Origin of the sequence: Sorangium sp. So ce381 (assembly GCF_051473845.1) — a bacterium.
In the GTDB taxonomy this organism is placed as follows: domain Bacteria; phylum Myxococcota_A; class Polyangia; order Polyangiales; family Polyangiaceae; genus Sorangium; species Sorangium atrum.
On sequence record NZ_CP150336.1, the window covers coordinates 997,677 to 1,022,818 of the forward strand.

Consider the following 25,142-nt stretch of genomic DNA (forward strand, 5'->3'; position numbering starts at 1 on the left):
TCCGCGGAGTGGACGACGCATGAGCCTCAGCGAGCGCGAGCGGATGGCGCTGACGCAGCCCGCAGGCAGCGCGCCCGCCTCGACCGAGTCGGGCAGCGCGCCGCCGGCCGGCGCCGCGTCGGACGTCACGTTCAGGCTGCGCGAGACCCCGGGCGCCGCGGCGCCCGAGCTGCCGCCGATCTCCGTCACGGCCCCGGAGCGCCTGTCCGCGGAGGAGCGCTACGAGGATCTCGGCTGCATCGGGCGCGGGGGCATGGGCGAGGTGCGCCGCGTGCGCGATCGCATCCTGGGGCGCGTCCTCGCGATGAAGATCCAGTCGCCCGAGACGCGCGACGCGACGCCCGATCGCGCCCGCTTCCTCGCCGAGGCGCGCCTGACCGCGGCGCTCCAGCACCCGGGGATCGTGCCGGTGCACGAGTGCGGCGAGCTCGCCGACGGGCGGCTGTGGTTCACGATGAAGGAGGTCCGCGGGCGCACGTTCGGCGAGGTGATCGCGGAGGCGTACGCGGCCGGCGGCGGGAGCCTCTCGCCCGTCGCGCTGCGGCGGGCTGTCGACACGTTCCTCCGCGTCTGCGAGGCCGTGGCGTACGCGCACAGCCGCGGCGTGATGCACCGCGACCTCAAGCCCGCCAACGTGATGATCGGCGAGTTCGGCGAGGTCCTGGTGATGGACTGGGGCCTCGCGCGGCCCGCCGCGCCGCTGCGCGGGTCGCCCGGCGCCGCGGGCGCGGCGGACGTGATCGAGGCGGCCCCGCTCACGCAGCCCGGCGAGGTGCTGGGCACGCTGCTCTACATGGCGCCGGAGCAGGCGCGAGGCGAGGGCGATCGCCTCGGCGCGGCGAGCGACGTCTACGCGCTCGGCGTCGTGCTCTACGAGATCCTCGCCGGGCGCCACCCTTACGGCGGCCAGCCCGCGGCGGTCTGGGGCGCGCTCCTCACCGGCGGGCTCAGGCCGGTCGAGGCGAGCGCCCCCCACGAGGTGCCCGCGGAGCTCGCGGCCCTCTGCGCCCGCGCGATGGCGCTCGCCCCGGAGGCTCGCTACCCGGACGCGGGCGCGCTCGCCGCCGACCTCCGGAGCTGGCTCGACGGCGCGCGGCGGCGCGAGCGCGCGCTCGCGATCGTGGACCATGCCCGCGCGATCCGGCCGGAGATCGAGGCGACCCGGGCGCGCGCTCGCGCGCTGCGCGACGAGGCGCGGGCGATCCTCGACGGCCTGAGCTCGTTCGATCCGGCCGAGCAGAAGGCGCGCGGGTGGCGGCTCGAGGACGAGGCGGAGCGCCTGGAGCGGGAGGCGTCGCTCGGCCAGGTCGAGTGGATGCAGATCCTCCGCTCGGCGCTGAACGAGGCGCCGGACCTCCGCGAGGCGCACGAGGCGCTGGCCGACCACTACGCCGAGGAGCTCCTCGAGGCCGAGGAGGCGCGGGATCCGCGGGGCGCGGCGCGCGCCGAGGCGCTCCTCCGGCAGCACGACCGCGGGCGCCATGCGGTGCTGCTCGCCGGCGACGGGGCGCTCACGCTGGCGACCGCGCCCGAGGGGGCGCAGGTCTCCCTCCACCGCTACGTCGAGCGCGACCGCAGGCTCGTGCCCGAGCTCGCGCGCGAGCTCGGCCCAACGCCCCTGCTCGACGTGGCGCTCCCGCGCGGCAGCTACCTCCTCAAGGTGCGCGCGCCGGGGTACCACGAGGCGTGTTATCCCGTGCTCATCGAGCGCGGGCGGCGCTGGGACGGCGTCCGGCCAGGCGGGGAAGGGGCCCACCCGGTCCGCCTCCTTCGCCTCGGCGAGCTCGGCGAGGACGACCTCTACGTGCCCGCCGGCTGGTTCCTCGCCGGCGGCGATCCGGACGCGGGGGACAGCCTCCCGCGGACGCGGCTCTGGTGCGACGGCTTCATCGTCCGGAGGCACCCGGTCACCAACGCCGAGTACCTCACCTTCCTCAACGCGCTCGTCGCGAGCGGGCGGGACGCCGAGGCCCTCGAGTGCTGCCCGCGCCTCCCGCTCGGCCGCGCCTCCTCGGGATCGAGCCCGGACTCGCTCCGGTTCGAGCGGGGAGACGACGGCCGCTTCCGGCTCGGGTGCATCCAGACCGACGTCCAGGAGGAGCCGAGGATGCCTGTCGCGTTCGTCCACTGGCGGGCGGCGATGCGTTATGCGGCGTGGTACGCCGCCGGGACCGGCGCGCCGTGGCGCCTCCTGAACGAGCTCGAATGGGAGAAGGCGGCGCGGGGCGTCGACGGCCGGTGCATGCCCTGGGGTGATTTCCTGGAGCCGACCTGGGGTTGCATGCTGGGCAGCCACGAGGGCGTCGCCGGCCGGCGGCCCGTCGACGACTTCCCGCAGGACGAGAGCCCTTATGGCCTGCGCGGCGCGGCGGGCAACGTGCGCGACTGGTGCATCAACGCGTGGAAGCGCGAGGGGGCGCGGACCGAAGCGGGGATCGTGCTGCTCGATCCGGCCGACGACGGCGACGCGGATTTCCGCGCGGCGCGGGGCGGCGCGTGGTCGACGTCGCCGAACCTCTGCCGCGCGGCGGGGCGCTTCGCGGGCAAGCCCGGGGATCGCTTCGGGGGGATCGGGTTCCGGCTCGCGCGCCCGGCGCCGGGGTGAGCGGCTCGCAGCGCCGCGCCGCCGTGCGCTGGCGGCCTGCCCGGGCGCGCGCAAGGCGGCGCCGCCGGTCGAGGCGTCAAGCGCGCGGGCGGCTCACGCGGGCCTCATCACGCCATGGTAGTAGTACCAGGCGCTCTGAGGGTCGATGTCGCGCGGATCGATCGACGGCGTATCCCCCACGAACAGCTGCGCGAAGCTCACCTTGCTCGGGGTCTTCTGGAAGATGAGGCCGTTCTGGGGCCGCTCCATCTTGTACCAGATCGCGTTGCGCAGCTCGCCGGCGCTGTCGAGCTCCACGAGGAGGCCGATCCGGCGCCCGATCGGCCCGTCTGGATCGACGGCCCAGTAGAGCGCGCTGGCCGGAGAGGTCGGCTGGTAGATGCCCTGAGTCCACTGCTGACCGGACGCCTCCTGGCCCGTCGAGAGGACGCTGCCCCCGACGAGCCAGTCCCGGAACTCCTTGGGGTAGTCCGGCGTTCCCGGGCGGTTCGTGAACCCGAACGAGACCAGGGTGAGCGCCCGCGACTTGACGGGGGCGAGCCTCGACCAGTACTCGGTCTTCGCGATGTACCCGCCGGGGGGGGTCAAGCCCGTCACGGCCACATGGAGGAGCGGGGTCCCGGTGCTCGTCTCGATGAAGCGGAGCTTCGAGTCGATGGGGATCTGCGCTTGGTTCGGCTGATCCGACCCCTTGGGCAGGAGGTCTCCCCGCGTGACACCCAGCTCGCCCGTGCTCGATTCAGTGCTCATGGCTCGATGAACTCCTCGTCTCGTGTGTGGAACCCCGGAACGTTGGCCGACTCGTCCGGCGCGAGCGCGACATCCGGCGGGGCGGACCTCGCCGGGCGTGCGCTCGCGCCGGGGGTTCACAGGAGACCCACGGTGATGGGCTGGAAGAAGACCTGGACGCCGGTCCTGGTCCCCGCCTCGTTGCCCTTCGTGTCGCCGACATAGTCGAGCAGCGAGACAAGGTTGCCGGTCGAGAACGAGAAGAGGTCGTGGCTGTGGTTCGTGTCGAGGTACTCGTGCTCGAAGTACGTCGGGCTGAGGATGCCGGTGATCTCCCGGGGCGCGGTGTAGAGGTGGAACCAGCCGGTCCCCTCGGCGCGCGTCCAGTCGCTCTTCGTCTCGATGGCGTCGATATGGACGGACGCCCAGACCTCATTGCCATTGAAGACGTGGAGCTCCACTTCCAGAGAGGTGCGCGGCCCGTGCCCGCCGAAGTCGGCATCGCCGCCGACGCGCGGCGGGATGTAGAACGGCGTCTCTGCCTGAAACGTCACCGCCGAGGAGAGGGCGAGCGCGGCGCCGTCCACCTCTCCCTCCGCAGCGTCGATGTCCACGTCCTCCTGGACGAGATCCTCTGCGGCCGACTCTCCAGCGGGCGTCACGGCGCAACCAGCGAGCAACGAGAAGGACAACGAAGCAAACAATGCACGCATCATGATAGAGCTCCCTTCGAGGTGTGCCTGCGCGCTCTCCTGCCGAGATAGCGGTGCAGCGCGCGGCGCTTTGCCTTTCAGCAGGCGTCGTGCCACCGCGAGGAAACGAGGAATCAGGCCGGATCCGTGGCGCTGTCGCGTCCCGGCGCGGCAGGTCGAGTCACCCTCGCTCGACTTGAGCAAGACCTGCGCGAGCGGCGCTTGCGCGAGCGCCGCGCGGCCCATCCTCGACGGCCTTCCCGGGCGTGGACCTCACCTCCTCTTCCGAAGGTGCGCTGTTGCTGGAATTCTGGCCGGGGTGCTGTTGCTGTAAATATTCATTCATGCTCGATACCTGGGATCGGCGCTCGGAGGGTGCACTCTGCATTGAAGGGGAGAGGCAAGGTGTGATATGTGTGGCCCATGAAGGTTGGGGGAATTCATCTCATCACAGTTACCGCGCTTCTCGCCTGTGGGTGCGCCTCCTCTTCGCCGCCCTCGCCCTCGACGCCGCAGAGCGTGGGGGGTGCTGCCCCGGGGGTGGCCGTCGCTCAGCCGGCGGCCCCGGCCGACGACGCCGCAGCGGCGGGCCCTGCCGGTCCCCGGAGCCGCCGCTATCCGGTAGAAGAGCTGCGCAGGGTGGCCCGCGTCGCGTCCGCGCGTTGCAAGAAGGCGAATGCGCCCTCGGACTCGGGGTGTCTCCTCACCGAGGCCACACCATTCCTCAAATACCGGCCCGAGGATCCGGATTGCCGTTACGTGTCGGGGACCGCGCTGTCCGTCGCCGAGTGCTCCGATTTCGAGGAGGGCTGCCAGAGCGTGGACGCCAAGGATCTCGACCACCAGATCGCGGCCCTGCAGACCGCCGGCAAGGACTGCAATCGCGAGCCGACCGACTCCGAGCGGGCAGAGCTGCTGAAGCTCCTCGGCGCGAAGTGAGGCCCTGCGTCCCCGGCGCGCGTCAGCGCGTGGCCTTGCCCTTGCGTGGCCGCGGGATGCCGTAGGCGCTCAGCCGGGCCACGAAGGTGCGGCGGGGCATGCCCAGGAGCGCCGCGGCCTGCGTCTGGTTCCCCGCGCACTGCTCCAGCGCGTCGACGATCCGCCGCCGCTCGATGGCGTCGAGCTCGCCCCGCAGGCCGCCCGCGCCCTCGGCCGGAGGGACCGTGCCGGCCGGCGCGGCGGCCTCGGGCGCCGGCGCGGGGCGCGGCTCGGCAGGCGCCGGCGCGGGGCGCGCCTCGACGGGCGTCAGCGCGGCGGCCGCGTCGAGCAGGAGGTGCTCCGGGAGCAGCGTGTCCCCGCCGGAGAGCACGACCGCGCGCTCGATGACGTTGCGCAGCTCGCGGATGTTGCCGGGCCAGCCGTGCGCCTCCAGCGCGGCGAGCGTCTCGCGGGCGAACGCCGGCGCCGGGCGCCCGAGCGCGCTCGCGGTCCGATCGGCGAGCGAACGAGCGAGCGGCGCGATCTCGGAGATGCGCGCCCGGAGCGGCGGGATCGTCAGCGCGATGCCGTTCAGCCGGAAGAACAGATCCTCCCGGAAAGCGCCCCGCTTCACCTCGGCGGCCAGGTCGCGGTTCGTGGCCGAGATGAAGCGCACGTCGATGGGCCGCGGGCTCAGCCCCCCGACGCGCATCACCTTGCGCTCCTCGAGCACGCGCAGGAGCTTCACCTGGATGCTGGGCGGCAGCTCGCCCACCTCGTCGAGCAGCACCGTGCCCTTCTCGGCCGTCTCCAGGAGGCCCGGCTTCGCCTGGACCGCGCTCGTGAACGCGCCCCGCTCGTGGCCGAACAGCTCGCTCTCGAGGAGCGACTCCGAGAGCGCCGCGCAGTTGAGCCGCACGAAGGGCCCCTGCGCGCGCGGCGAGCGCCGGTGGATGTGCTCGGCCAGCACCTCCTTGCCGGCGCCCGTCTCGCCGAGCAAGAGCACCGTGATCGGCGCGCCGGCCACGCGCTCGGCCAGCGCGTAGAGCCGCTCCATGGCCGGGTCGAGCACGATGGGCTGGCCCTGGCCCGGCGCCGCGCTCGGGGCGCCCTCGCGCGGCAGGATCACGATCAGCGTCGAGCCGAGGTTCACCGCGTCCCCGACCGAGAGCTCCATCGTCTTGCCCTGCTCGGGCTGGAGCTCGAGGAGCTTGGTCGTCGGCCCGGCGCTGCGCTCGCGGCGCAGGCGGGTCCCGTTCGCGCTCCCGAGGTCCTCGATCGCGATGGGCGGGCCGAGGTGGATGATCGCGTGCCGGCGCGAGACGGAGCTGTCGTCGATCGCGACGTCGTTCTCCGGCGACCGGCCGAGCGACACCCGGCCCTCGGCCGGCAGCGGGTGCCGCGTCACGCGGCCCCCGGCGAACACCGCGAGCTCCAGGGCGCCCTGCACATCGTTCCGGGTGGGCTTCGCGGTGGCCACGGTTCTCTCCCTGTTCACTGCGCCTGGTTCTACCTCGCCGCGCCGCCCCCGTCTGCTCACGTCTCGAGCCACGCGCGCGCCGGCTGGCGTGCCGTCGTGGTCTCCGCGCACGGCGGGCGGGAGCGCGCGCGGCGGGACGGCGAGCGCCGGAGGAACCTCGCTGCGTTGCGGGCGATGGAGCGGGTATGGTACTTGTCGCTCCATGAGGCCTGGGGGGTCCTTGCTCGTCCTCGCCTCCGCGTGCGCGCTCCTCGCGAGCGCGTGCTCCGGAGCGCCGCAGCCAGCCGCGGGCCCGCGGGCCGTCGGCGCCGCGAGCGCCGAGCCCGCCCGCCCCCGGATCCCCATGTATCCGGCGGCCGAGCTGGACCGGATGGCGCGCCTCGCCGCCGCGCGCTGCAAGAAGGCGAACACACCCTCCGACGAGGCGTGTCTCCTCACGAATGCCTCCACCTTCCTGAGGTATCCGCCCGGGGATCCCGATTGCCGCTATGTCGCGGGGACGGCGCTCTCGGTCGCCGAGTGCTCCGAGTTCGAGGAAGGGTGCCTGAGCGTGGATCCCCAGGATCTCGTCCGCCAGCTCGATGTCCTGCAGAGCGCCGGGAAGGACTGCCAGCGCGAGCCGACCGACGCCGAGCGCGCCGAGGTGCTGAGGCGCGCTGGCGCGGCCAACGCGAAGTGACGCGCCGGCCCCGAGGCGGGGGACAAGCCTGAGGCGGCCTCGATGCAGCGTGGGAATGTCCTCGTCCTGCCACCGACGCTGCCATCATCGATCGTCGCCACGCCGGCCGGCGCCGACGCGCCGACGCTGAAGATCGCCGGCGTGGGCCCGCCACCTTCACCCGTGGCCGCCTCGATGGTCACCGAGAACTGGATCGACGTCCCTGCGTCCGAGACGGTGATATTCAGCTTACCATTGCTGTAAGTGGCCTCGATCGAACCGCCAAGGCGCCATAAGACGCCAGGGTATTTGGTCGTATGGCGTCTTATGGCGACCTGGCGACTCATTCCTCGCTTGAACAACGTGATTGGGGTTCTAGGAAGTTTCCGCGCCGCTCGCCGCGGTGTCGAGCGCGATCGCCTCGGTGCGGTCGACGTCGGCCGCGACGCGGGCGAGCTTCGCGCGGATGCCGCTCACCGCGTCGGCGCCGAGCGGCAGGCGGAGCGGCAGCGGGTCGAGCCCGAGCGCATCGACGATCGCGCGCGCCGCCTTCGCCGGATCGCCCGGCTGCGATCCGTCGGACCCGGCCGCGTACGCGCGCGTCGCGCCGACGGTGGGCGCGTAGGCGTCGAGCGCCGGCATGGACCGGAAGGCGCCCCCGAAGAGGCGCGTGCGGAACGCGCCCGGCTCGACGATGAGGACGCGGACGCCGAGCGGCGCGAGCTCGGCGGCCATGCACTCCGAGAGCCCCTCGAGCGCGTGCTTCGCGGCGCAGTAGGCGCCGAAGCCGGGCCCCGTCGTGAGGCCGCCCATGCTCGTGATCTGGACGATCGCGCCGCTCCTGCGGCCGCGCATGCGCGGAAGCACCTCGCGGGTGAGCGCCACGGCGCCGAAGAACATCGCCTCCATCGCGGCGCGGAGCTCCTCCTCGCTCGTCTCCTCGACCGCGCCGACAAGGCTGTAGCCCGCGTTGTTCACGAGCACGTCGATCCGGCCGAAGCGCGCGAGCGCCGCCGCGACGCCGCGGCGGATGTCATCGGGCTTCGTGACGTCCAGCTTCACGACCTCGACGCGCCCCGGCGCCTCCGCCGCGAGGCCCGCGAGCGCGTCGACGCCGCGCGCCGCCGCCACGACCGAGTCGCCACGCCGGAGCGCCTCCTCGGCGATCGCGCGGCCGAAGCCGGAGGACGCGCCGGTGATGAACCAGATCCTGGAACCGTCGTTTGCAGTGCTCATGGGTCTCTCTCCTCTGCCTTCGACGGGGAGCCTACGTCGCGGCGCTTCGCCGAAAAACGGGGTCAATCTGCACGGGATGTTAAGCTGCGCTTCATGATCCAGGACGACCTCGCGGGCCTGTCGGTGCTCCTCGTCGTGGCCGAGAAGCGCAGCTTCACCCGGGCGGCGGCGGAGCTGCGCGTGACGCCCTCGGCGGTGAGCCAGACGATCACGGGGCTCGAGCGGCGGCTCGGCGTGCGGCTCCTCCAGCGCACGACGCGCAGCGTGGGCCTGACCGAGGCCGGCGCCCGCTTCCTCGAGCGGCTCCGGTTCCACGGCAAGCGCCTCGCGCGCCTCCTCGAGGGCTTCTGCCCGCCCTTCCCGGGGTACTTCCTTTACTACCCGAGCCGGGCGCACGTGCCGCCCAAGCTCTCGGTGTTCATCGACTTCCTGCGCCGGCGCGGGAGCCGCAGGCGGCGCGGCGGCTGAGGGATGTCACCGAGGGCGATCGAGCGGGCACGCGCCGTCGATCCGGCGGGCTACTCGGCTGCGTGATAGCAGATGTCGAGCTTCGGCCTGCGCGCGACGTCGGGATACTCGCTCGCGCGGAAGTCGGTCCTGTTGCTCCCGTCGACCAGCGCGACACCGTGGTTCGGATGCGCGCCGTCGACCCAGCCCTGCACGAGGGACGTCAGATCGGCGGTGACGAACGCGTCGGTCTGCGCCAGCGTGGTGAGGGAGGCCTCGACGGCCGGGCTGTATCCGCTGAACCCGCCTCCATGGAGCGTCGATTCCTCCCAGGCGCCGTTCACGCTGTGCACGGTCACGACGCTGCCCGCCGGCTTCCAGGCATAGGACAGCGATAGCGTCGCGGAGATCACGCTGGAGCCTGCCGGGATGAACGACAGATCGTAGGCGACGACCGCCGTTGCCGGCTGGACCGCGCTGGCGCTGGTGATGAGGTAGGGATACGCGCCGTACGCCCAGCCCGTCGTGGGGCCCTCGACGAAGGAGTCCTGCACGCCGCCGAACACGCCGCGCCGCAGGCTGACGCACTCGAGGTCGCAGGCGTTGCCGAGGCCGTCGCCGTCCGAGTCCACCTGGGAGGCGTTGGGGGCAGCCGGGCAGTTGTCGCTCGCGTCGGGGACGCCGTCGCCATCCATGTCCGGCGCGGGCGCGATGCGGAAGCGCGCGACGCCGGGGTCGTGGTCGCTGGCCTGATCGGCGAACTCCGCGTTGACATGGACGACGTCGAAGCCCACGAGCTTCGGCCCGGCCAGGTTGGCGCTGACAAGCACGTGGTCGAGCGACTGGCCATTGCCGTCGAATACGTACGTGTAGCGCTCCTCCGGCGGGAGCGTCTCGATGAGCGTCGTCAGCCCGGCGTCCTTGAGGATGCCGAGCGGCGCCGAGAACTGGAAGTCGTTCAGGTCGCCCAGGACCACGACGTTGGCGGAAGGATCGCTGTCGAGGATCTGCCGCACGAAGCCGGCCACCACGGCGGCCTGCTGCCGCCGCTGGGCCTCGCTCGAGAGGGTCGGGGGCTGGAAGCGCCCGTAGAGCGGCTCGTCGCCGCCCTTGGAGTTCCAGTGATTGGCCACGACGAACAGCGGCTGGCCGTTCCAGCGGAACTCGCCTGCAAGCGGCTTGCGGCTGCTGGCGAAGGCCGGATTGCCCGGGTCGATGCGGCCGGGGCTGTAGCGCAGCGACACGCCGCCTGGGCCGCCGAGCACCTCGTTCGGCGTCAGGGCGCCGGCGCCCGGGCGATCGACGAACTCGAGCCCGCGGTCGGTCCGGAACAGGAAGCCCACGCGGATGTTGCCGCCGGGCTCCCCGCCGTCGGTGCCGTCGGTCGGATCGATGCTGCGGAATCGATAGGTGCTGGGCCCGCCCGGCACGGCCGCGATCGCGGCGATGAGCCGCGCGAACGTCGTCGATGCGTCCACCACTCCATTGTTGGTCGGGCCGCTGTTGTCCTGGACCTCTTCGAGCGCGACGAGGTCGGGGCTGCCGAGGTTGTCGACGAGGATCCGCGCGAGGCGATCGAACTTCTCCTGGGGATCGCCAGGATCGAGGTTCTCGACGTTGAACGCGGCCACGTCGAGGTCGTCGGCGGTCCGCGGTCCGAGCGACGTGACCTCGCGCGAGAGCGTCGAGGTCGCCGCGGGGAGCGCCTCGTCGACCGGCAGGAGCTTGTAGTTGGCGAAGTTGTAGTCGACCGTGCCGACGATGGGCCCGGCGAACGTGGCGCCCACGTCCAGCGCGGGCGCCGAGGTGCGCAGGGGCACCTGGAGCAGGATGCGCTCCGGGTTGAAGTCGCCGGGGCTGACGACGACGGCCCCGCGCGCGCTGCGCAGGCCGGCCGCGTCGCCCGTGGCCGCGTCGCGGTCGCCCGGGACCAGCGCGATCTCCGCGGTCCCGGAGCTCGGGAACTCGCGGGTGGGGCCCACGACGGCCGGGGCGTTGATGCTCACCCGCATGCCCTCGAGGCTCTCCCAGAAATCGATGCCGTCGGACTCGGGGTCGAAGCCGTTCGCGGCCTCGACGCTGCCGCTGGCGTCGTCCTCGATGATCCGTGTCGGGGGACGGCGCGCGCCGGGCGCGAAGCCGATCGAGACCGGCGCCGGCAGCGCCTGGCCGCTCGAGAGGACGGTGATCTGCGGGCGGGAGAGCTCGGTGACGGTCAGGTTGTGGTACGCGCTGCCGCGGGAGGGGGTGCACGGGTCGGCGCAGCCGGCGCGGTACTCCGTGACCTCGCCGGTGAGCTCGACGAGGTCGCCGACCCTCACCGACGGCGCGGCTCCGGTGAAGACGAGCAGGCCCTCGGAGGTGGCCGGATCGCCGTCCGGCGCCGGCGACTCCACGGTGAAGCCGTTGCTGCGCAGGGTCGCCACGAGGCCCGTCGTCTTCACGACCGCGCCCGAATGGGGCGACAGGTGCGCGCGCCCCTGGATGTCGTGGATCGCGATCACCTGCGCCGCCCGCGCCGTGGTGAACGAGACCGACACGTCGGCGGGCAAGGGGTCGATCGTCCCGTTGCTCCCCGGGTCCTGCTCCTGCACGCCGCTCGCCCGGACGACGAGGAGGCACGCCGTGCTCGGGGGGAGCGGCTCGGCCGGCGTGAGCGTGAAGGCGAGGGGGCCGCCGCTGACCGAGATCGGGCGCGCGCCGCCCGCGCAGGAGAGCTCGAAGGCATCGGCCGCGACGACCGCCTCGCTGAACGTCACGCTCAGGCTCGCGGCCGGGTCGGCGCCCGTCGCGCCGTCGCTGGGCGCTGTCGAGGTGACCGCCGGCGGGGTGTCGCCCCCGCACGCGAGCGCCGCGGTCGATGTGTTGCGGGGCGTGGGCGTCCCGGTCGAGAGGTCGTCGACGTTGCTGCCCGTGTCCTGGCAGCCAGCGCCCTGCCGGAGCGACGCCGTCGCGTTGGCGGTCGCCGGCGCCGGCGCGGCGCCCTCGAAGTAGCTCGCCCCGCCGAAGCCGACCAGATCCTCGATCAGCGCCTCCTGGGCCGCCGAGCAGGGCGCGGTGCCGCCGTTGCAGCCGAGGCCTGCGGCCTGCCGGACGAGGGCGACCTTGCCGGCCGAGCCGCTCATGTTGATGGGGGTCGCGTCGACGAGGTCGGCGGCGGGGAGCGGCGCGCCGCTGCCCGAGCCCCCGGCCTCCTGGACGAGGAAGTACTGGCCGGGCTGCAGGGTGATCGCGGGCAGCTCCGTGAGCTGCGTCGTCGTTGCCCCGAGGGCGCCCGTGCCCGTGGCGCTGGCGTACTGGATGGACCACCCCGCGAGCGACACCGGGCTGTCCGACCGATTGAACAGCTCGACGAAATCGTGCGTGTAGACGGCCCCCGCGTTGCCCCCGCCGCCGTACACCTGGCTGATGACCACGCGCCCGCTCGGGAGGGAGGCGGCGAGCTCGGCGGTCCCGAGCTCGGCGGTCCCGAGCTCACCGGGCTCCGGCGAGCCGCCGCAGCCCCAGGCGGTCGCGAGCGCCATGGCCGACACCCATCGAATGCGGTCACGCCGAAGAAGAGAATACCCCGCGCGCGAGAGGGCGCGCGGGAACAAGGATGACTTTAGCACGATGACACCTGTTGGCCTTCGAAGACGATTGCAAGAAATGGCCGAAGCAGACAGCGGCGGCCACTTTCACATTACGCCAGGACGTGCCTTGTGAATGTCACGTCTCCATGAAATCGCAACTGGCCAGTACGGCCGTCCCCCGAAGTCCGGGATGTTGCGCGATGGATATGTTTCAATTCAGTGATGATCTTGCTGATGATTGTGATTTAAGTTACATTTGTGGCGCAATTCGTCTACGCGACCATGACGGGTGGTGGGATCCGGGCCTAGGCGTTAATCAAGATTCGCGCAGCGTTCTACTGCCTCTGAACGTTTACGTTTACGTTTACGTGGTCGTGGTCGTGGTCGTGGTCGTGGTCGTGGTCGTGGTCGTGGTCGTCAACGGTGGACCGTGAACGACCACGACCACGACCACGTCTGAAGATCCCGCACATCTTTTTTTGATCCGTTTCGGACCCGCCAAGCGTCTGAAATGTCATGGGAAATCCCGATGTGCCGGAAGCGACGCCGTCGCTCGTGCGCGAGTTCGAGACGGTGCAGCTGGGCGACGCGCGCCTGCATCAGCGGGTCCGGGCGGTGGTGGCACGGCTGAGCGTCGCGCCGGGCGAGAGCTTCCCGGACTCGCTGAAGACAGAAGCAGAGCTGGAGGGCTTCTACCGGCTCCTTGGCAACAAGCGCGTGTCGTATGGTGCGCTGGTGCAAGCCCACAGCGAGCAGACCCTCGAGCGGATGGCCGGTCACGACACGGTTCGCGCGGTGCATGACACCACCGCGGTCGCTTTCGACGGCGACGGCGCACGCAAAGGGCTCGGCCCGCTCAACGGCAAGCACACCCAGGGCTTTTTGGCGCACGCGACGCTCGCCGTGGCCACCGACGCGATCAACCAGCCGCTCGGACTGCTGGGGCTGGCCTGCTGGGCCCGCAAAGCCTCCGCCCTGTCCAAGAGCCCACGCAAGAAGAACAGGACGGGCAGCGACTATGCGCGCGTGACCGACAAGGAATCGACGCGCTGGCTGCGGCAGGTGGAGGCGGCCGAGCAGGCCGTGGGCGACCGCACGTCGCTGCTGCACATCATGGATCGCGAGGCCGACGCCTACCCGCTTCTGTGCGCCATGGTCGAGCAGGGCCACCGCTTCGTCGTGCGCATGGCGCGGGATCGGAACGTGTTGGAGTTGGCCGAGGACGAGGAGGAATCGCTCGACGACAGCGCACCGCTTCGGCTGAGCGAGGCGCTGGTCGAGCTGCCGATCCGGCTTAGCCGCGAGGTCGTGCTCACCCAACGCCGCACCGGCCCTGTACCTGCGAGCAAGCGTGCGCACCCCGAGCGCTCGGAGCGGAGGGCCACGCTGGGCGTCGGCGCCCGGCGCGTGGCGCTGCGCCGTCCGTACTACCTGCCCGAGCTGGCCGAAGAGCTCGCAGTCAACATCGTGTGTGTGCAGGAGATCGACACGCCAGCGGGCGAAGAGCCGGTCGCGTGGGTGCTGGCGACCAACGAGCCCGTCGACACGCCCGACCAGATCGCTGCGATCGTCGACCATTACCGGGCACGGTGGCTCATCGAGGAGTTCTTCAAGGCGCTCAAGACCGGCTGCGCCCTCGAGACGCGCCAGCTCGAGAGCTTCCGGAGCCTGACGAACGCGCTGGCGCTGTTCGCCCCGATCGCGTGGCAGATGCTGCTGCTGCGCTCTCTGTCGCGCCTTGAGCCCAACGCGCCCGCGGAACGAGCCCTGAACCCCACGCAGCTGAAGCTGCTGCACCAGCACCAGCCCAAGAAGCTGCCGGCGCAGGGGGCGACGGTAGTCGATGCGCTCTACGCCGTTGCCGGTCTCGGTGGACACCTCAAGCGCAACGGTCCCCCCGGTTGGCTGACGCTCGCGCGCGGAATGCAGACCTTGCTCATGCTGGAGATGGGCTGGAACGCCGCCGTCGCCAACACAGCGAAAACTAAGGGGGAAATGTGATCAATCCTCAGACGACCACGTTCACGTTCACGTTCACGTTCACGTTCACGTTCACGTTCACGTTCACGTTCACGTTCACGTTCCCGTTGGTGACCGATGGAGGGGGTGGGTTCGTGCCCCTGAGCGCGACCGGACGAGCCTGGTTAGCGCCTGGGGATCCAGGGGGCCGACCGAGGTGGCTCTTGTGTCCTCATGTCGTGTGGAGTGCTCGCTGGACTGACCCCTGCCCCGTGTAGGGCGTATTTGTAGCGCTCCTGCCCGCTTCCTCGTATTCGCCCTCCTTGCCTCGAGGGTGTGATACGTCCTGAACTGAACCAGGAGTGTCCTCGATGCGCATCGCAATCATCTCGACCTATACGCACCCGAGCCGACTGCTCCGCAAGGAGCGCTCGATCATGCAATCGTCCGTGCCCGAGCTGCTCGCGGCCCTGTGCCCGCCCGACGCCGAGATCGAGCTCTACAACGAGAAGGAGACGGACATCCCGCTCGACCGCCACTGGGACCTCGTGTTCTTCTCGTACCTGCACGCGTATTACGAGCACACCAAGGTCCTCTCCACGCTGTTCCGGCGGCAAGGCATGACCACCGTGGCCGGCGGGCGGCACGCGAGCCATTTCCGCGCGGACGCGCTGCAGTACTTCGACGCGGTGGTCGCGGAAGATCCGGAGGCCAACCTCCCGGCCCTCATCGCCGACTTCCAGCGGGGCGAGCTCCAGCCCGTCTATGCGCTCCCGCCGGTGCCCCCGGAGCAGATCCCCACCTACCGCTACGACCTCGTCGATTACCGGAACAACCTCGTCCGTCTGCCCGGCATCGAGGCGTCGCGCGGCTGCCCCTTCTCCTGCAACTTCTGCGTTCTGACCGGGCACGAACAGTATCGCTATCGCCCCATCGACCACGTGATCCGGGACATCCGCGACCGGATGATCTTCAACCAGCGCATCCCGGGGGTGACCAACAATGTGTTCAGCTTCCTCGACAACAACCTGGGGGGCTCGCCCCGCTACCTGCGCGAGCTCTGCGAGGCGCTGATGCCCCTCAAGAAGATCTGGGGCTGCGCGCTCACGTTCAACGTGCTGCGCGACCCGGAGCTGGTCCGCCTCATGGGGCGGGCGGGGTGCCGCTACGTCTACACAGGGCTCGAGTCGCTGAACCCCGAGTCGATCAGCTCGATGAACAAGGGCCAGAACAAGCTGAGCGAGGTCAGGGAGGTCATCCAGCGGGCCTTCGCGAGCGGGATCGTCCTCTCCTTCGGGCTCCTCGTGGGCGCGGACGGGGACACCAACGACTACCTCGAGCGGGTGCCCGAGTACCTCCACGACCTCGGCGATCACTGCCCGACCTTCCTCGGGATCGTGTGCCCGTACCCGGAGACGCCCTTCTTCGCGCAGGTGGCGGCCGAGGGCCGGCTCCTTCCCGGGGTGATCAGCCGGGACCTCGATGGATACACCCTCTGCCACCGCCCGCCACGGCTGCACCCCTCGGAGGTGATCGACCATTTCCAGCGCCTGAGCCGCGCGCTGGGGAGCCTCCACAACGTGGGTCGCCACGTGTGGAATCGCCTGATGACGAGCGATCTGCCCCGTTACAAGGCGTGTGTCGTCATGTCGGCGCCCGAGGTGATGAGCCTGCGCGCTCCGCTCGCCAACCGCTCGCGCAGCTACATCGCCGGGCGCGATCCGATCGAGGCCTGGGACGCGGAGAAGATGCGGGAGCTCGGCCTCGAGCCGCAGCGCATCGAGGCGTCGTCCTGCCGCGCGGATCCGCGCGGCCTCGCGCGGATCCGGCCCCGCCGGCCGGGCCGCTCCAGCGCGGCCGCGTGACGCCATGGGAGGATCCGCCATGAAGGGCCGCACGCGCCTCGTCGCGATCGCCTACCTCGCCCTGGTGCACGCCGGCGCCCTCCTCGGGCTGCTCCTGCCGATCCGGGCGAGCTCCATCGCACTCGCCGCCGCGCTCTACGCGGCGCTCCAGCTCTCCACCGTGGTCGGCCTGCACCGGCTGCTCTCGCACCGCGCGTTCCGCTGCCCGAAATGGGTCGAGTACGCGCTCGTGTCGGTGGCGATGATCAGCGGCCAGGGCAGCCCCATCGCGTGGGTGGCCACGCACCGGCGGCACCACGCCCACACCGATCGCGAGGGCGACGTCCACTCGCCGCGCCGCGGCCTCTGGTACGCCCACCTCGGCTGGATCCTCGACGATGGATCGACCGATCCCCGCGATCCGGAGAGATACTGCCGCGATCTGGTCGGCGATCCCTACTACCGGTGGCTGCTCCGCTGGCGCTTCGCCCCGCAGGTCGCGGCGGTCCTGCTCGCGGGTCTCGCCCTCGGCTGGGCCGCGGTGCCCTTCGTGTTCTTCGTGCCGCTCGTGTGCTGGATGCACGCGACCTACCTGGTGAACTCCGTCTGTCACGCGCCCCGCTTCGGCAGCCGCGCGTTCGATACCCGCGACGGGAGCCGCAACGTGGGCTGGGTGGCGGTGCTGACCTTCGGCGAGGGCTGGCACAACAACCACCACGCCTTCCCGCGCGCCGCCCGGCAAGCGATGGCGCCCGGGCAGCACGACCTCGCCTTCCTGTTCATCCGCGCGCTCGCGGCGGTCGGGCTCGCCTCGGACATCCAGCCGAGCTCGGCGGACCGTGAGAGGTTGCACCCCGCCGCGCAGCCGAGGCGCTAGCATGGTCGGCATGAGCGATCTCGGCCTCGACGCAGCGAGCTCAGATGTTCGTGACCACCCCGACGGCATCGTGCGGGTGGCGGTGCACGGCGAGGTCACGGAAGATAGAGTGCGCGCTATCCTCGGCGCGATCCGGCGCGTGGCGGAGAGCGGTCGCGACGTCCTGGTGCTCGCCGACGCGCGTCACATGGGCCCTGTCTCGGCGCCGGCGCGCAAGGCGGTGACGGAAGAAATGCGGGGAGCGCGCGTCGATGCGGTCGCGCTCATCGGAGCGAGCTTTTCCATGCGCGTCGTCGTGACACTCCTCGCGAAGGGCGTGCAGATGCTCACAGGACGGCACTACCCGCAGCAGTTCTTCGACACGGAGGGCGAGGCGCACACGTGGCTGCTCGCTCGGCGAGACGCGCTCCGGGCCGGGCGGGGCCCGGGTACACCTGAGTGACCGCGCGTGAGCACGGGGGCGCTTCAGGGCGCCCGTGCGGTGAAGGTCCTGTTGCAGATCGCGTGATGCCGTCGTCAGGCCTGGGGCGGGTACTCGGCGAACCGCGGCAGGTCGTCGGTGATCGGGAACCAGCTCGCCTTGGAGTCGACGAAGATGTGGGCTGCGGGGCGGATGCCGGGATCGGTGTCGAGCGTGCCCGCGGGCACCACGGCGAAGCCGCGCTCGGGTGACAGACGGGGGGCCGCGCCGCCGCAGCGCTTGCAGAACGCGACGGTGAAGAACCGCGCGTCGGGCACCTTGTAGCTCGCGATCTGCGCGTCACCGCGGATCCAGCGGAAGCTGTCCAGGGCGACGAAGACGTTGGTCGCGTGCGCGGAGCTGCGTCCGAGGCGACAGCGCATGCAGTGGCAGCTCACCATGCGGAGGGGCGTGCCGTCGAACTCGAAGGCCACGTCGCCGCACAGGCAGCTCCCCTGGGTGACGCCCTCTTTCGGCGGGGCCACGGGGCGCGAGACGACCGGCGCCTGCATCTCGGGCCGCCATTCCTCGAACTGCGGCAGGGGATCCGTGATCGTGTACCAGGGCGCCTTGGAGCCGACGAACTGGTGGAACTTCGGCTCGATGCCGAGATCGCCCTCCAGGTTGCCGGCATGGAGCACGGCGAGCTGCCTCTCGGGGCGGAGCATCGGCGTGGCCGAGCCGCAGGTGCCGCAGAAGGAGCGACGGTCGCTCGCGCAGGAGGGGCGGATGGCGTCCTCGCCGGCGAGCCAGCGAAAGCCGGGCAGCGGCGCGACGACGGCCGTGGTGAACGCCGTGCCGTTGAACTTGCGGCACATCGAGCAGTGACAGTTCAGCATCGTCTGGAACGGACCGTCGATCTCGAAGCGGACCGTCCCGCAAAGACACGCGCCCTTGGTCATGTTCGCATCTCCCGTGATCGTGGGTGCTCCGTGTGCGCAGGAGCGATGGATTGCGCGTGCACGCTAGCACGGCGCGGTGTCCAGGCGCGCGTCCAGCGTTCGATTCGAGGGCGCCCTTCACCCGAGGCGCGCCGTCCAGCGGCTCAGATCCCCGACAGCACACCCACCATCGCCTCGCTGATCCGCGATAGCTCTGCTGGCTCGATGATGTAAGGAGGCATGGTATAGACCAGCTTCCCGAAAGGCCGTAACCAGACGCCTCGCTCCACGAACGCCGGCTGCACGCGCGCCATGTCGACGGGCTGCTCGAGCTCGACCACGCCGATGGCGCCGAGGACGCGCACGTCGGCCACCGCGTCGAGGGCGCGGCAAGGGGCGAGCTCGCGGCGGAGCTGGGCCTCGATCGCCGAGACGCGCGCGCGCCACGGCGAGCCGAGCAGGAGCCGGATGCTGGCCAGCGCGGCGCTGCAGGCGAGCGGATTGCCCATGAAGGTCGGGCCGTGCATGAAGACGCGCGGCTCGCCCCGGGAGATGGTCTCGGCCACACGCTCGGTGAAGAGCGCGGCGGCAAGCGTCATGGTGCCGCCGGTGAGGGCCTTGCCCAGGCACAGGATGTCCGGCGCGATGCCCGCGTGCTCGCAGCCGAACATCTCCCCGCTGCGGCCGAAGCCGGTCGCGATCTCGTCGAGGATGAGCAGCACGTCGTGCCGGTCGCAGAGCGCGCGCAGCTCGCGCAGATAACGTGGGTGGTAAAAGCGCATCCCGCCGGCGCCCTGCACCACGGGCTCCAGGATGACGGCCGCCACCTCGTGCGCGTGCCGCTCGAGCAGCTCGGCCATGCTGTCGAGCGCGCGCGGCGACCACGGCGCGCCGAACGCGGGACCAGGCGCCGGGGCGAACAGGTGCTGCGTGAGCGCGCCGCGAAAGAGGTGGTGCATGCCGTTCACCGGGTCGGTGACCGCCATCGCGCCGAACGTGTCGCCGTGGTAGCCGCCGAGCACGCTGACCAGGCGGCGCTTCTCCGGCTGTCCGCGCGCGATGAAGAACTGGAGAGCGAGCTTGATGGCCACCTCGACCGACACGGATCCGGAGTCGGCGAGGAAGACGCGCGTCAGCGGCTCGGGCGTGAGCGCCACCAGCGCCTCGCACAGCTCGACCGCCGGCGCGTGGGTGAGGCCCCCGAACATCACGTGGCTCATCCGCCCGAGCTGGGCGCTGATCGCCGCCGTCAGCGCCGGGTGCCCGTAGCCGTGGATGGCGGCCCACCAGGAGGACATGCCGTCGATGAGCTCGCGGCCGTCGGTCAGGGTGAGGCGGACGCCTTCGGCGCGCTCGACGGCGAAGAGCGGCGCGCTCGACAGGGGCGCCGCGTAGGGGTGCATCACGCAGCGGCGGTCGCGGGCGACGAGATCGTCTCGGCCAGGAATGGCGCTCTCCGATGGCATGGCGACGCGTCTAGCCCAGAACGCCCATCGCCACCAGGTCCGCCGGGCGCGCTGGCGGTCGCCGCGCCGCCGCGCCCGGCGCCGTCCCGCGGCGGGACGCGGCCCCGGCCCCCTCCGGACGATTCCTCGAACCGGCTGTAACGTTCGGACCCCCTCCGAGACTGTGCAGGTAGCGGGATAGCCGTCGCGGCGCCGGGGACACGCCCGGGCGCAGGGGCGCGCGCATCCATCGCACGTCGAAATACCGATGACGTCGCGCTCGAGGAGAGCCTGGCGACGATGAGGAGACATCCATGAACGGTCTGCTTCGCAAGGTCCTGCGGTCTGCCACCATGATCTCGGCCGCTGCGCTCATGTCGTCCGCGCTGCCCGGCTGCGGCGGCAGCGACACGGACGGGGGCACGGGAGGCGGCGGCTCCCAGCCCTCGGACAAGAACACGTATGTTCTCGTCCACGGCGCCTTCGTGGGCGCATGGGCATGGGACAAGGTGGTGCCGCTCCTCGAGGCCGGCGGCAACGAGGTGATCGCCCTCGATCTCCCCGCTCACGGCGAGGACAAGACGCCCGTCGCGGACGCCGGCCTGCAGGCCTATACAGACGCCGTGGTGGAGGCCATCGACAGCGCCTCGCGCCCCGTGATCCTCGTCGGCCACAGCATGGGCGGCACCGTCGTGAGCCAGGCCGCCGAGCAGCGGCCCGACAAGGTGAAGAAGCTCGTGTACCTGACCGCGTTCCTTATCAAGGACGGCCAGTCGCTGAGCCAGGAGTGGGCCGACGACGAAGGGGCCGCGATCAAGGAGTATGCGGCCGCTTCGGACGACGGCACGACGCTGAGCTTCAAGGAGGGGTGGGCCGCGAACGCCTTCTGCCAGGATTGCTCTCCGGAGGACGTCGCGCGGCTCGAGGGCCACCTGCGCGAGGAGCCCGCGAAGCCGTTCGACGAGCCGATCCATGTCACGGAGGAGAGGTGGGGGAGGGTCCCCCGGGTCTACATCGAGGCGCTCAAGGATCTCGCCATCAGCCCTGCAGAGCAGAAGCAGCAGTACACCGCCTTGCCCTGCGAGCGGGTCATCTCGATCGACGCGGGCCACGCCCCCTTCCTGACGAAGCCGAAGGAGGTCGCGGACGCGCTGACGTCGCTTTGACCGGGTGGCGGCTGTCGTCCTCCGCGGGGCGAGCCGCTCCGGAGCCGCGTCGATTGATGCGGGGCTCGGCGGCGTGATACCGTGCTCCGCGTGTCCCACGACCCCTCGGCCGCCGCCGACGGCAAACAGGCCGCAACGGCGCAGCGCGCATCGGCCGAGGTAGGCCCGCTCTTCGCGCCGGGCGGCGCGGCTGCGCCCGCATGCGCGGCGCCGGCGGACGACATCGCGCTCGTTCGCCGGCTGCTCGCGGGGGACGAGCAGGCCTTCGAGCAGCTCGTGACCCAGCTCCACACACCCATGCTCCGGCTCGCCCGCGCGGTCGCCGGTCCCGCGGGCGCGCAGGAGGTCGTCCAGGAGACCTGGGCGGCGGTCTTCGATGGGCTCGTGCGCTTCGAGGGGCGCTCCGCGCTGAAGACATGGGTGTTCAGGATCCTGACGAACCGCGCCAGGACGCTGGGCACCCGGGAGAAGCGCATGGTCCCTGTCTCCTGGCTGGAGGACGGGGATCTGGGCAGCGAGCCGGCGGTCGATCCGGCCCGATTCGACAGCACCGGTGACTGGTCGACTCCGCCTGTTCCGTGGACGGAGCAGAGCCCGGAGGTGCTCTTGCTGCGCAAGGAGATGGGCGCCGTGCTGCAGCGAGAGCTCGAGACGCTGGCGCCTGGACAGCGCGCGGTGGTGCTCCTGCGCGACGTGGAGGGGTGTCCCTCCGACGAGGTCTGCGAGATCCTGGGTATCAGCGAGGCGAACCAGCGGGTCCTCTTGCACCGCGGCCGATCGAAGCTCAGGGCCGCGCTCGAGCGCTACATGACGAGGGGGTGAGCGCGCATGATCGTCACGTGCTGTCAGCTGACCGAGATGATCACCGACCGGAGCGAGGGAAAGCTGTCCTCCGAGCAAGAGGAGGGCTGCGCGCGGCACCTCGCGTGGTGCGACAGGTGCCGCACCTACCTGAAGCAGATGGATCTGACGATCGACGCGCTCCAGGGGCTCCCGGGCGAGCCCGTGCACGATGACGTCCGCGCTACGCTGTTCGCGCAGTTCCAGCGGCGGAAGACCACCGTCGATTGAGCCTGGCGACCTGGGCGGCGCGGCGCGCTAACCGCCAGGGACGCGTGGAGTGCCGCCAGGGACGCGTGGAGTGCCGCCAGGGACGCGTGGAGTGCCGCCAGGGACGCGTGGAGTGCCGCCAGGGACGCGTGGAGTGCCGCCAGGGACACGAGAAAAGCATCTAGGTCGACTGCGGGATTGCAACCAGGGACACGGCGGCCCATGACGGGGACAGGAAGCCTCCCCCTCAGGGACGCAGAGGCAGCCTCCAGCGACACGAGGTGAAGGCTCAGGGACACCCCGGCGCGCCTTCGCCTGTCCCTGGCGGTTCCCACGGCACGCCGAGCCGAGTGTGCATGCGGGGGGATCCCACAGGGATCCTGGCCGAGGCCTCCGTGGAGCTCAGGACCGAGGGCGACGCCGCGGGGGCGCCATGCCCGCCGCGCCGTCCCGGGTCTCGGCTGAGCCGGCGCGCGGCCCGGCCTCGGCCGCCCCGCCGCGGGCCTCGGTCACGCCCCCGCGCGTCTCGGCCGCACCGCCTCGCGGATCGCGGGACCCCGCGTCGTCCCGGCGGACCTGGACCTTGCGGCCCTTCAGCCGTGTGGCGCGCAGCGCCTCGATGACGGCGTCCGCCGCGTCGGCCGGGACCTCCACAGTGGAGAAGCCGTCGGCGATCTCGATGGCGCCGATGTCGCGGGAGCTCAGCGACGCCTCGTTCGCGATGGCGCCTACCAGATCGGCCGGCCGGATGCCCGCGGCGCGCCCCGCGCTGATGTACAGCCGGGCGACGTTGCCGTCGGTCTCCCGCCCCTCCCGCCGCGGCCGCGCCTGCGCCTCGCCCGGGCGCCCGCGCGCCCCCGCGGGGCCGCGCGTCGCGCGGTCGTCGCGGGCACGCTCCGGCCCGCGCGCAGGCGGCCGGAACGACGGGATCTCCGCCTCGTCCTCCTCCCGGTCCCCCTCCGTCGCGTCGTGGGCGAGCTTCACCGCCGCCGCCGCGATGTCCATCACGTCGAACTCGTCGGCGAGCCCCTCGACAACGACCCGGAACCGCTCGGCGCCGCCCTCGATCAGCGCCTCCCGCAGCGAGGCGCGCGTCAGCTCCAGGCGCCGCGCGCGCAGATCGGCCACGGTCGGGAGGGTGGCGGCCTCGATGCGCTGCCCGGTGAGCCGCTCGACGTTGCGGATCAGGTAGTGCTCGCGCGGCTCGACCAGCGTGATCGCCGCGCCCTCGCGGCCGGCGCGCCCCGTGCGGCCGATGCGGTGGACGTACACCTCGGGGGCGCAGGGGACGTCGTAGTTGATGACGTGCGAGACATGCTCGATGTCGAGCCCCCGCGCCGCGACGTCGGTGGCGACGAGCAGCTCGGCCGTGCCGGCGCGGAAGCGGGCCATCACGCGATCGCGGTGCTCCTGCGAGAACCCGCCGTGGAGCGCCTGGGCCTCGTAGCCGCGGGCGCGCAGCGCCTCGGTCAGCTCGTCGACCTCGTTGCGGGTGCGGCAGAAGAGGATGGCCGACGACGGGTCCTCCATGTCGAGCACCCGGGTCAGCGCGGCGGACTTGTGCGCCCGCGGCACGATGTACGCCGTCTGGCGGACGCGGGGGAGCTCGCCGGGGGCCGCCTTCTCGCCCGCGATCTTGACCCGCACCGGCTCGCGCAGGTGCCGGCCGGCGATCGCGGCGATCCGCGGGGGCAGCGTGGCGGAGAAGAGCACGGTCTGGCGCGCGGCCGGCGTGGCCGAGAGGATCTCCTCCAGCGCCTCGGCGAAGCCCATGTCGAGCATCTCGTCGGCCTCGTCGAGCACGACCGTGCGGATGCCGTCGAGCGCCAGCGTGCCGCGCCCGATGTGGTCGAGCGTCCGGCCCGGCGTGGCCACGACGACGTGGACCCCGCGGCGGAGCGCGCGGAGCTGCTGCCCGAAGGGCTGGCCGCCGTAGACCGACAGCACCTGCACGCCGAGCCGGCGGCCGTAGCGGTGCATCGCCTCGGCCACCTGCATGGCCAGCTCGCGGGTCGGAACGAGCACGAGCGCCTCGGGGACGCGGGGCGGCTCGCCGCCGATCTGGAGGCGCTGGAGCAGCGGCAGGGCGAACGCGGCCGTCTTCCCGGTCCCGGTGGCGGCCTGCCCCAGCAGGTCGCGCCCGGTCAGGAGGTGCGGGATCGCCTCGCGCTGGATCGGCGTGGGCTCCTCGTAGCCGAGGTCGGCGAGCACACCGAGGAGGGCAGGCGCAATACCGAGCGTGGCGAAGCTGGCGGACGAGGGGGGCGTCTCCACAGGGCTCCCCATGTCATGGTCGCGCGCTTGCGCGGCCGCAACCCGGCATCCGGCGCGGAGCGCAGCGCGCGCGGCGGACCGCGCCGTGGGGCGCTCCCGGCGGACCGCGCCGTGGGGCGCTCCCGGCGGACCGCGCCGCAGCGCGCGCACGGCGGAGCGCGGCGCTTCGGTCGAGCCCGCGCGCGGCGGTCGAGCGCGCGCGGCAGGCGAGCCCCGCTGCCCCGATCAGCCGAGCTTCGCGGCGAGGGCGCGGTACCGCTCCGGCAGGCGCGCGGCGTCCAGCCGGCCGAGGAGCGCGCGCGCGGCCTCCTGCGCGCGGGGGCTGCCCTCGGGCGCGCGGCTCACCGCCTCGAGGTAGAGCTCGAGCGCGCGCCTGCGCTCCGCGAGCGCCTGCGCGGCCCGGCCCCGGAGCTCGAGGATCTCGGCCTGCTCCGCGCAGAGCGCCGCGTACGCGCCGATCTTCTCGTGGTCGCCGAGCAGGGTGGCCGCGCCCGCGGCGTCGAGCCGGTCGAGCATGTCCCGCATCGGGCCGAAGAGCCCGTCGGCGGTGGTGCGGACGAGCAGCTCCGCCTCGTCGAGCTGGCCGGCGCGCCGGAGCCCGGCGACCCTGCCGATGGCCTCGGCGAGCTGCTCGATCATGCGGAGGATGTAGTCGCGCTGTCGGAGCGACATCGGGTCTTTCGTTCGAGTCTAGGACACCGAGCTCGTCGATCGAGCGAGAAATGAGCCGCCAAGCCGCCAGGGACGCCAAGAACAGAACACGCTCACGGCTTGCTTGGCGCCCCGGCGGTTCGAGATACTGCTCCATCGAGGCCAGGGGCCACCACCAGGACCGATATGTCGGTGCCG

20 protein-coding genes and 1 pseudogene are annotated in these 25,142 nt (G+C 71.9%); 12 read left to right on the forward strand and 9 right to left on the reverse strand.

The window, feature by feature from the left end; all coding sequences use genetic code 11:
- The first annotated feature begins 19 nt into the window (after nt 1-19).
- A complete protein-coding gene (locus WMF29_RS03680) occupies nt 20-2,605 on the forward strand; it encodes a bifunctional serine/threonine-protein kinase/formylglycine-generating enzyme family protein (RefSeq protein WP_437327506.1) in 2,586 nt (861 codons plus the stop codon).
- Between the two features lie 93 nt (nt 2,606-2,698).
- On the opposite strand, the gene WMF29_RS03685 is transcribed toward WMF29_RS03680, so the two are convergent.
- Both WMF29_RS03685 and WMF29_RS03690 read right to left on the reverse strand, forming a co-directional pair.
- Nucleotides 2,699-3,355, reverse strand: a complete 657-nt coding sequence (locus WMF29_RS03685) for a hypothetical protein (RefSeq protein WP_437327507.1) — start codon at nt 3,353-3,355, stop codon at nt 2,699-2,701.
- 116 nt (nt 3,356-3,471) lie between these two features.
- The gene (locus tag WMF29_RS03690; protein WP_272097794.1) at nt 3,472-4,050 is read right to left on the reverse strand and encodes a hypothetical protein; all 579 of its coding nucleotides are present in this window, start codon (nt 4,048-4,050) and stop codon (nt 3,472-3,474) included.
- Nucleotides 4,051-4,566: 516 nt separating this feature from the next.
- On the opposite strand from WMF29_RS03690, the gene WMF29_RS03695 reads away from it, so the two are divergent.
- On the forward strand, nt 4,567-4,965 hold the full coding sequence (locus WMF29_RS03695; protein ID WP_272097795.1) for a hypothetical protein: 399 nt from the start codon (nt 4,567-4,569) through the stop codon (nt 4,963-4,965).
- A gap of 22 nt (nt 4,966-4,987) precedes the next feature.
- On the opposite strand, the gene WMF29_RS03700 is transcribed toward WMF29_RS03695, so the two are convergent.
- Nucleotides 4,988-6,424 carry a sigma 54-interacting transcriptional regulator gene (locus WMF29_RS03700; RefSeq protein WP_437327508.1) on the reverse strand — a complete coding sequence of 479 codons (1,437 nt, stop codon included), beginning with the start codon at nt 6,422-6,424 and terminating at the stop codon, nt 4,988-4,990.
- Between the two features lie 202 nt (nt 6,425-6,626).
- On the opposite strand from WMF29_RS03700, the gene WMF29_RS03705 reads away from it, so the two are divergent.
- Together WMF29_RS03705 and WMF29_RS03710 are read left to right on the forward strand one after the other, a co-directional pair.
- Complete coding sequence (locus WMF29_RS03705; RefSeq protein WP_437327509.1) at nt 6,627-7,103, forward strand: hypothetical protein; 477 nt, start codon at nt 6,627-6,629, stop codon at nt 7,101-7,103.
- 42 nt (nt 7,104-7,145) lie between these two features.
- Nucleotides 7,146-7,346, forward strand: a complete 201-nt coding sequence (locus WMF29_RS03710) for a hypothetical protein (protein WP_272097798.1) — start codon at nt 7,146-7,148, stop codon at nt 7,344-7,346.
- A gap of 111 nt (nt 7,347-7,457) precedes the next feature.
- Here WMF29_RS03710 and WMF29_RS03715 read toward each other — a convergent pair whose 3' ends face one another.
- Nucleotides 7,458-8,318, reverse strand: coding sequence for an oxidoreductase (locus WMF29_RS03715; protein WP_437327510.1), 861 nt, complete (start codon nt 8,316-8,318; stop codon nt 7,458-7,460).
- Between the two features lie 93 nt (nt 8,319-8,411).
- Here WMF29_RS03715 and WMF29_RS03720 point away from each other — a divergent pair.
- Nucleotides 8,412-8,624 (forward strand): annotated as a pseudogene (locus WMF29_RS03720) (LysR family transcriptional regulator); the annotation flags it as partial.
- A gap of 212 nt (nt 8,625-8,836) precedes the next feature.
- Here WMF29_RS03720 and WMF29_RS03725 read toward each other — a convergent pair.
- Entirely contained in the window at nt 8,837-12,289 is a 3,453-nt protein-coding gene (locus WMF29_RS03725) for a DNRLRE domain-containing protein (protein ID WP_437327511.1), read from the reverse strand.
- 564 nt (nt 12,290-12,853) lie between these two features.
- Between WMF29_RS03725 and WMF29_RS03730 the strand changes: the two genes are divergently transcribed.
- From WMF29_RS03730 to WMF29_RS03745, 4 genes are all read left to right on the forward strand, one after another.
- Complete coding sequence (locus WMF29_RS03730; protein ID WP_437325635.1) at nt 12,854-14,338, forward strand: IS4 family transposase; 1,485 nt, start codon at nt 12,854-12,856, stop codon at nt 14,336-14,338.
- Nucleotides 14,339-14,667: 329 nt separating this feature from the next.
- On the forward strand, nt 14,668-16,161 hold the full coding sequence (locus tag WMF29_RS03735; RefSeq protein WP_437327512.1) for a B12-binding domain-containing radical SAM protein: 1,494 nt from the start codon (nt 14,668-14,670) through the stop codon (nt 16,159-16,161).
- A 19-nt stretch (nt 16,162-16,180) separates the two neighbouring features.
- On the forward strand, nt 16,181-17,017 hold the full coding sequence (locus tag WMF29_RS03740) for an acyl-CoA desaturase (protein WP_437327513.1): 837 nt from the start codon (nt 16,181-16,183) through the stop codon (nt 17,015-17,017).
- 10 nt (nt 17,018-17,027) lie between these two features.
- Nucleotides 17,028-17,459: an STAS/SEC14 domain-containing protein gene (locus WMF29_RS03745; protein ID WP_437327514.1), complete on the forward strand. Its 432-nt coding sequence runs from the start codon at nt 17,028-17,030 to the stop codon at nt 17,457-17,459.
- A 74-nt stretch (nt 17,460-17,533) separates the two neighbouring features.
- Here WMF29_RS03745 and WMF29_RS03750 read toward each other — a convergent pair whose 3' ends face one another.
- Nucleotides 17,534-18,379, reverse strand: coding sequence for a GFA family protein (locus WMF29_RS03750; protein WP_437327515.1), 846 nt, complete (start codon nt 18,377-18,379; stop codon nt 17,534-17,536).
- 143 nt (nt 18,380-18,522) lie between these two features.
- Entirely contained in the window at nt 18,523-19,824 is a 1,302-nt protein-coding gene (bioA, locus tag WMF29_RS03755) for an adenosylmethionine--8-amino-7-oxononanoate transaminase (RefSeq protein WP_437327516.1), read from the reverse strand.
- A gap of 293 nt (nt 19,825-20,117) precedes the next feature.
- Between bioA and WMF29_RS03760 the strand changes: the two genes are divergently transcribed.
- The 3 genes from WMF29_RS03760 to WMF29_RS03770 all read left to right on the forward strand — a co-directional run bounded on the left by WMF29_RS03760 (nt 20,118) and on the right by WMF29_RS03770 (nt 22,040).
- Entirely contained in the window at nt 20,118-20,969 is an 852-nt protein-coding gene (locus WMF29_RS03760; RefSeq protein WP_437327517.1) for an alpha/beta fold hydrolase, read from the forward strand.
- A 90-nt stretch (nt 20,970-21,059) separates the two neighbouring features.
- Nucleotides 21,060-21,791 (forward strand): RNA polymerase sigma factor, encoded by a 732-nt coding sequence (locus WMF29_RS03765; protein ID WP_437327518.1) that lies wholly within the window; start codon nt 21,060-21,062, stop codon nt 21,789-21,791.
- Between the two features lie 6 nt (nt 21,792-21,797).
- The gene (locus WMF29_RS03770; protein WP_437327519.1) at nt 21,798-22,040 is read left to right on the forward strand and encodes an anti-sigma factor family protein; all 243 of its coding nucleotides are present in this window, start codon (nt 21,798-21,800) and stop codon (nt 22,038-22,040) included.
- A 381-nt stretch (nt 22,041-22,421) separates the two neighbouring features.
- On the opposite strand, the gene WMF29_RS03775 is transcribed toward WMF29_RS03770, so the two are convergent.
- Nucleotides 22,422-24,305 (reverse strand): DEAD/DEAH box helicase, encoded by a 1,884-nt coding sequence (locus WMF29_RS03775; RefSeq protein WP_437327520.1) that lies wholly within the window; start codon nt 24,303-24,305, stop codon nt 22,422-22,424.
- 213 nt (nt 24,306-24,518) lie between these two features.
- Entirely contained in the window at nt 24,519-24,965 is a 447-nt protein-coding gene (locus WMF29_RS03780) for a hypothetical protein (protein WP_437327521.1), read from the reverse strand.
- Nucleotides 24,966-25,142: the final 177 nt, after the last annotated feature.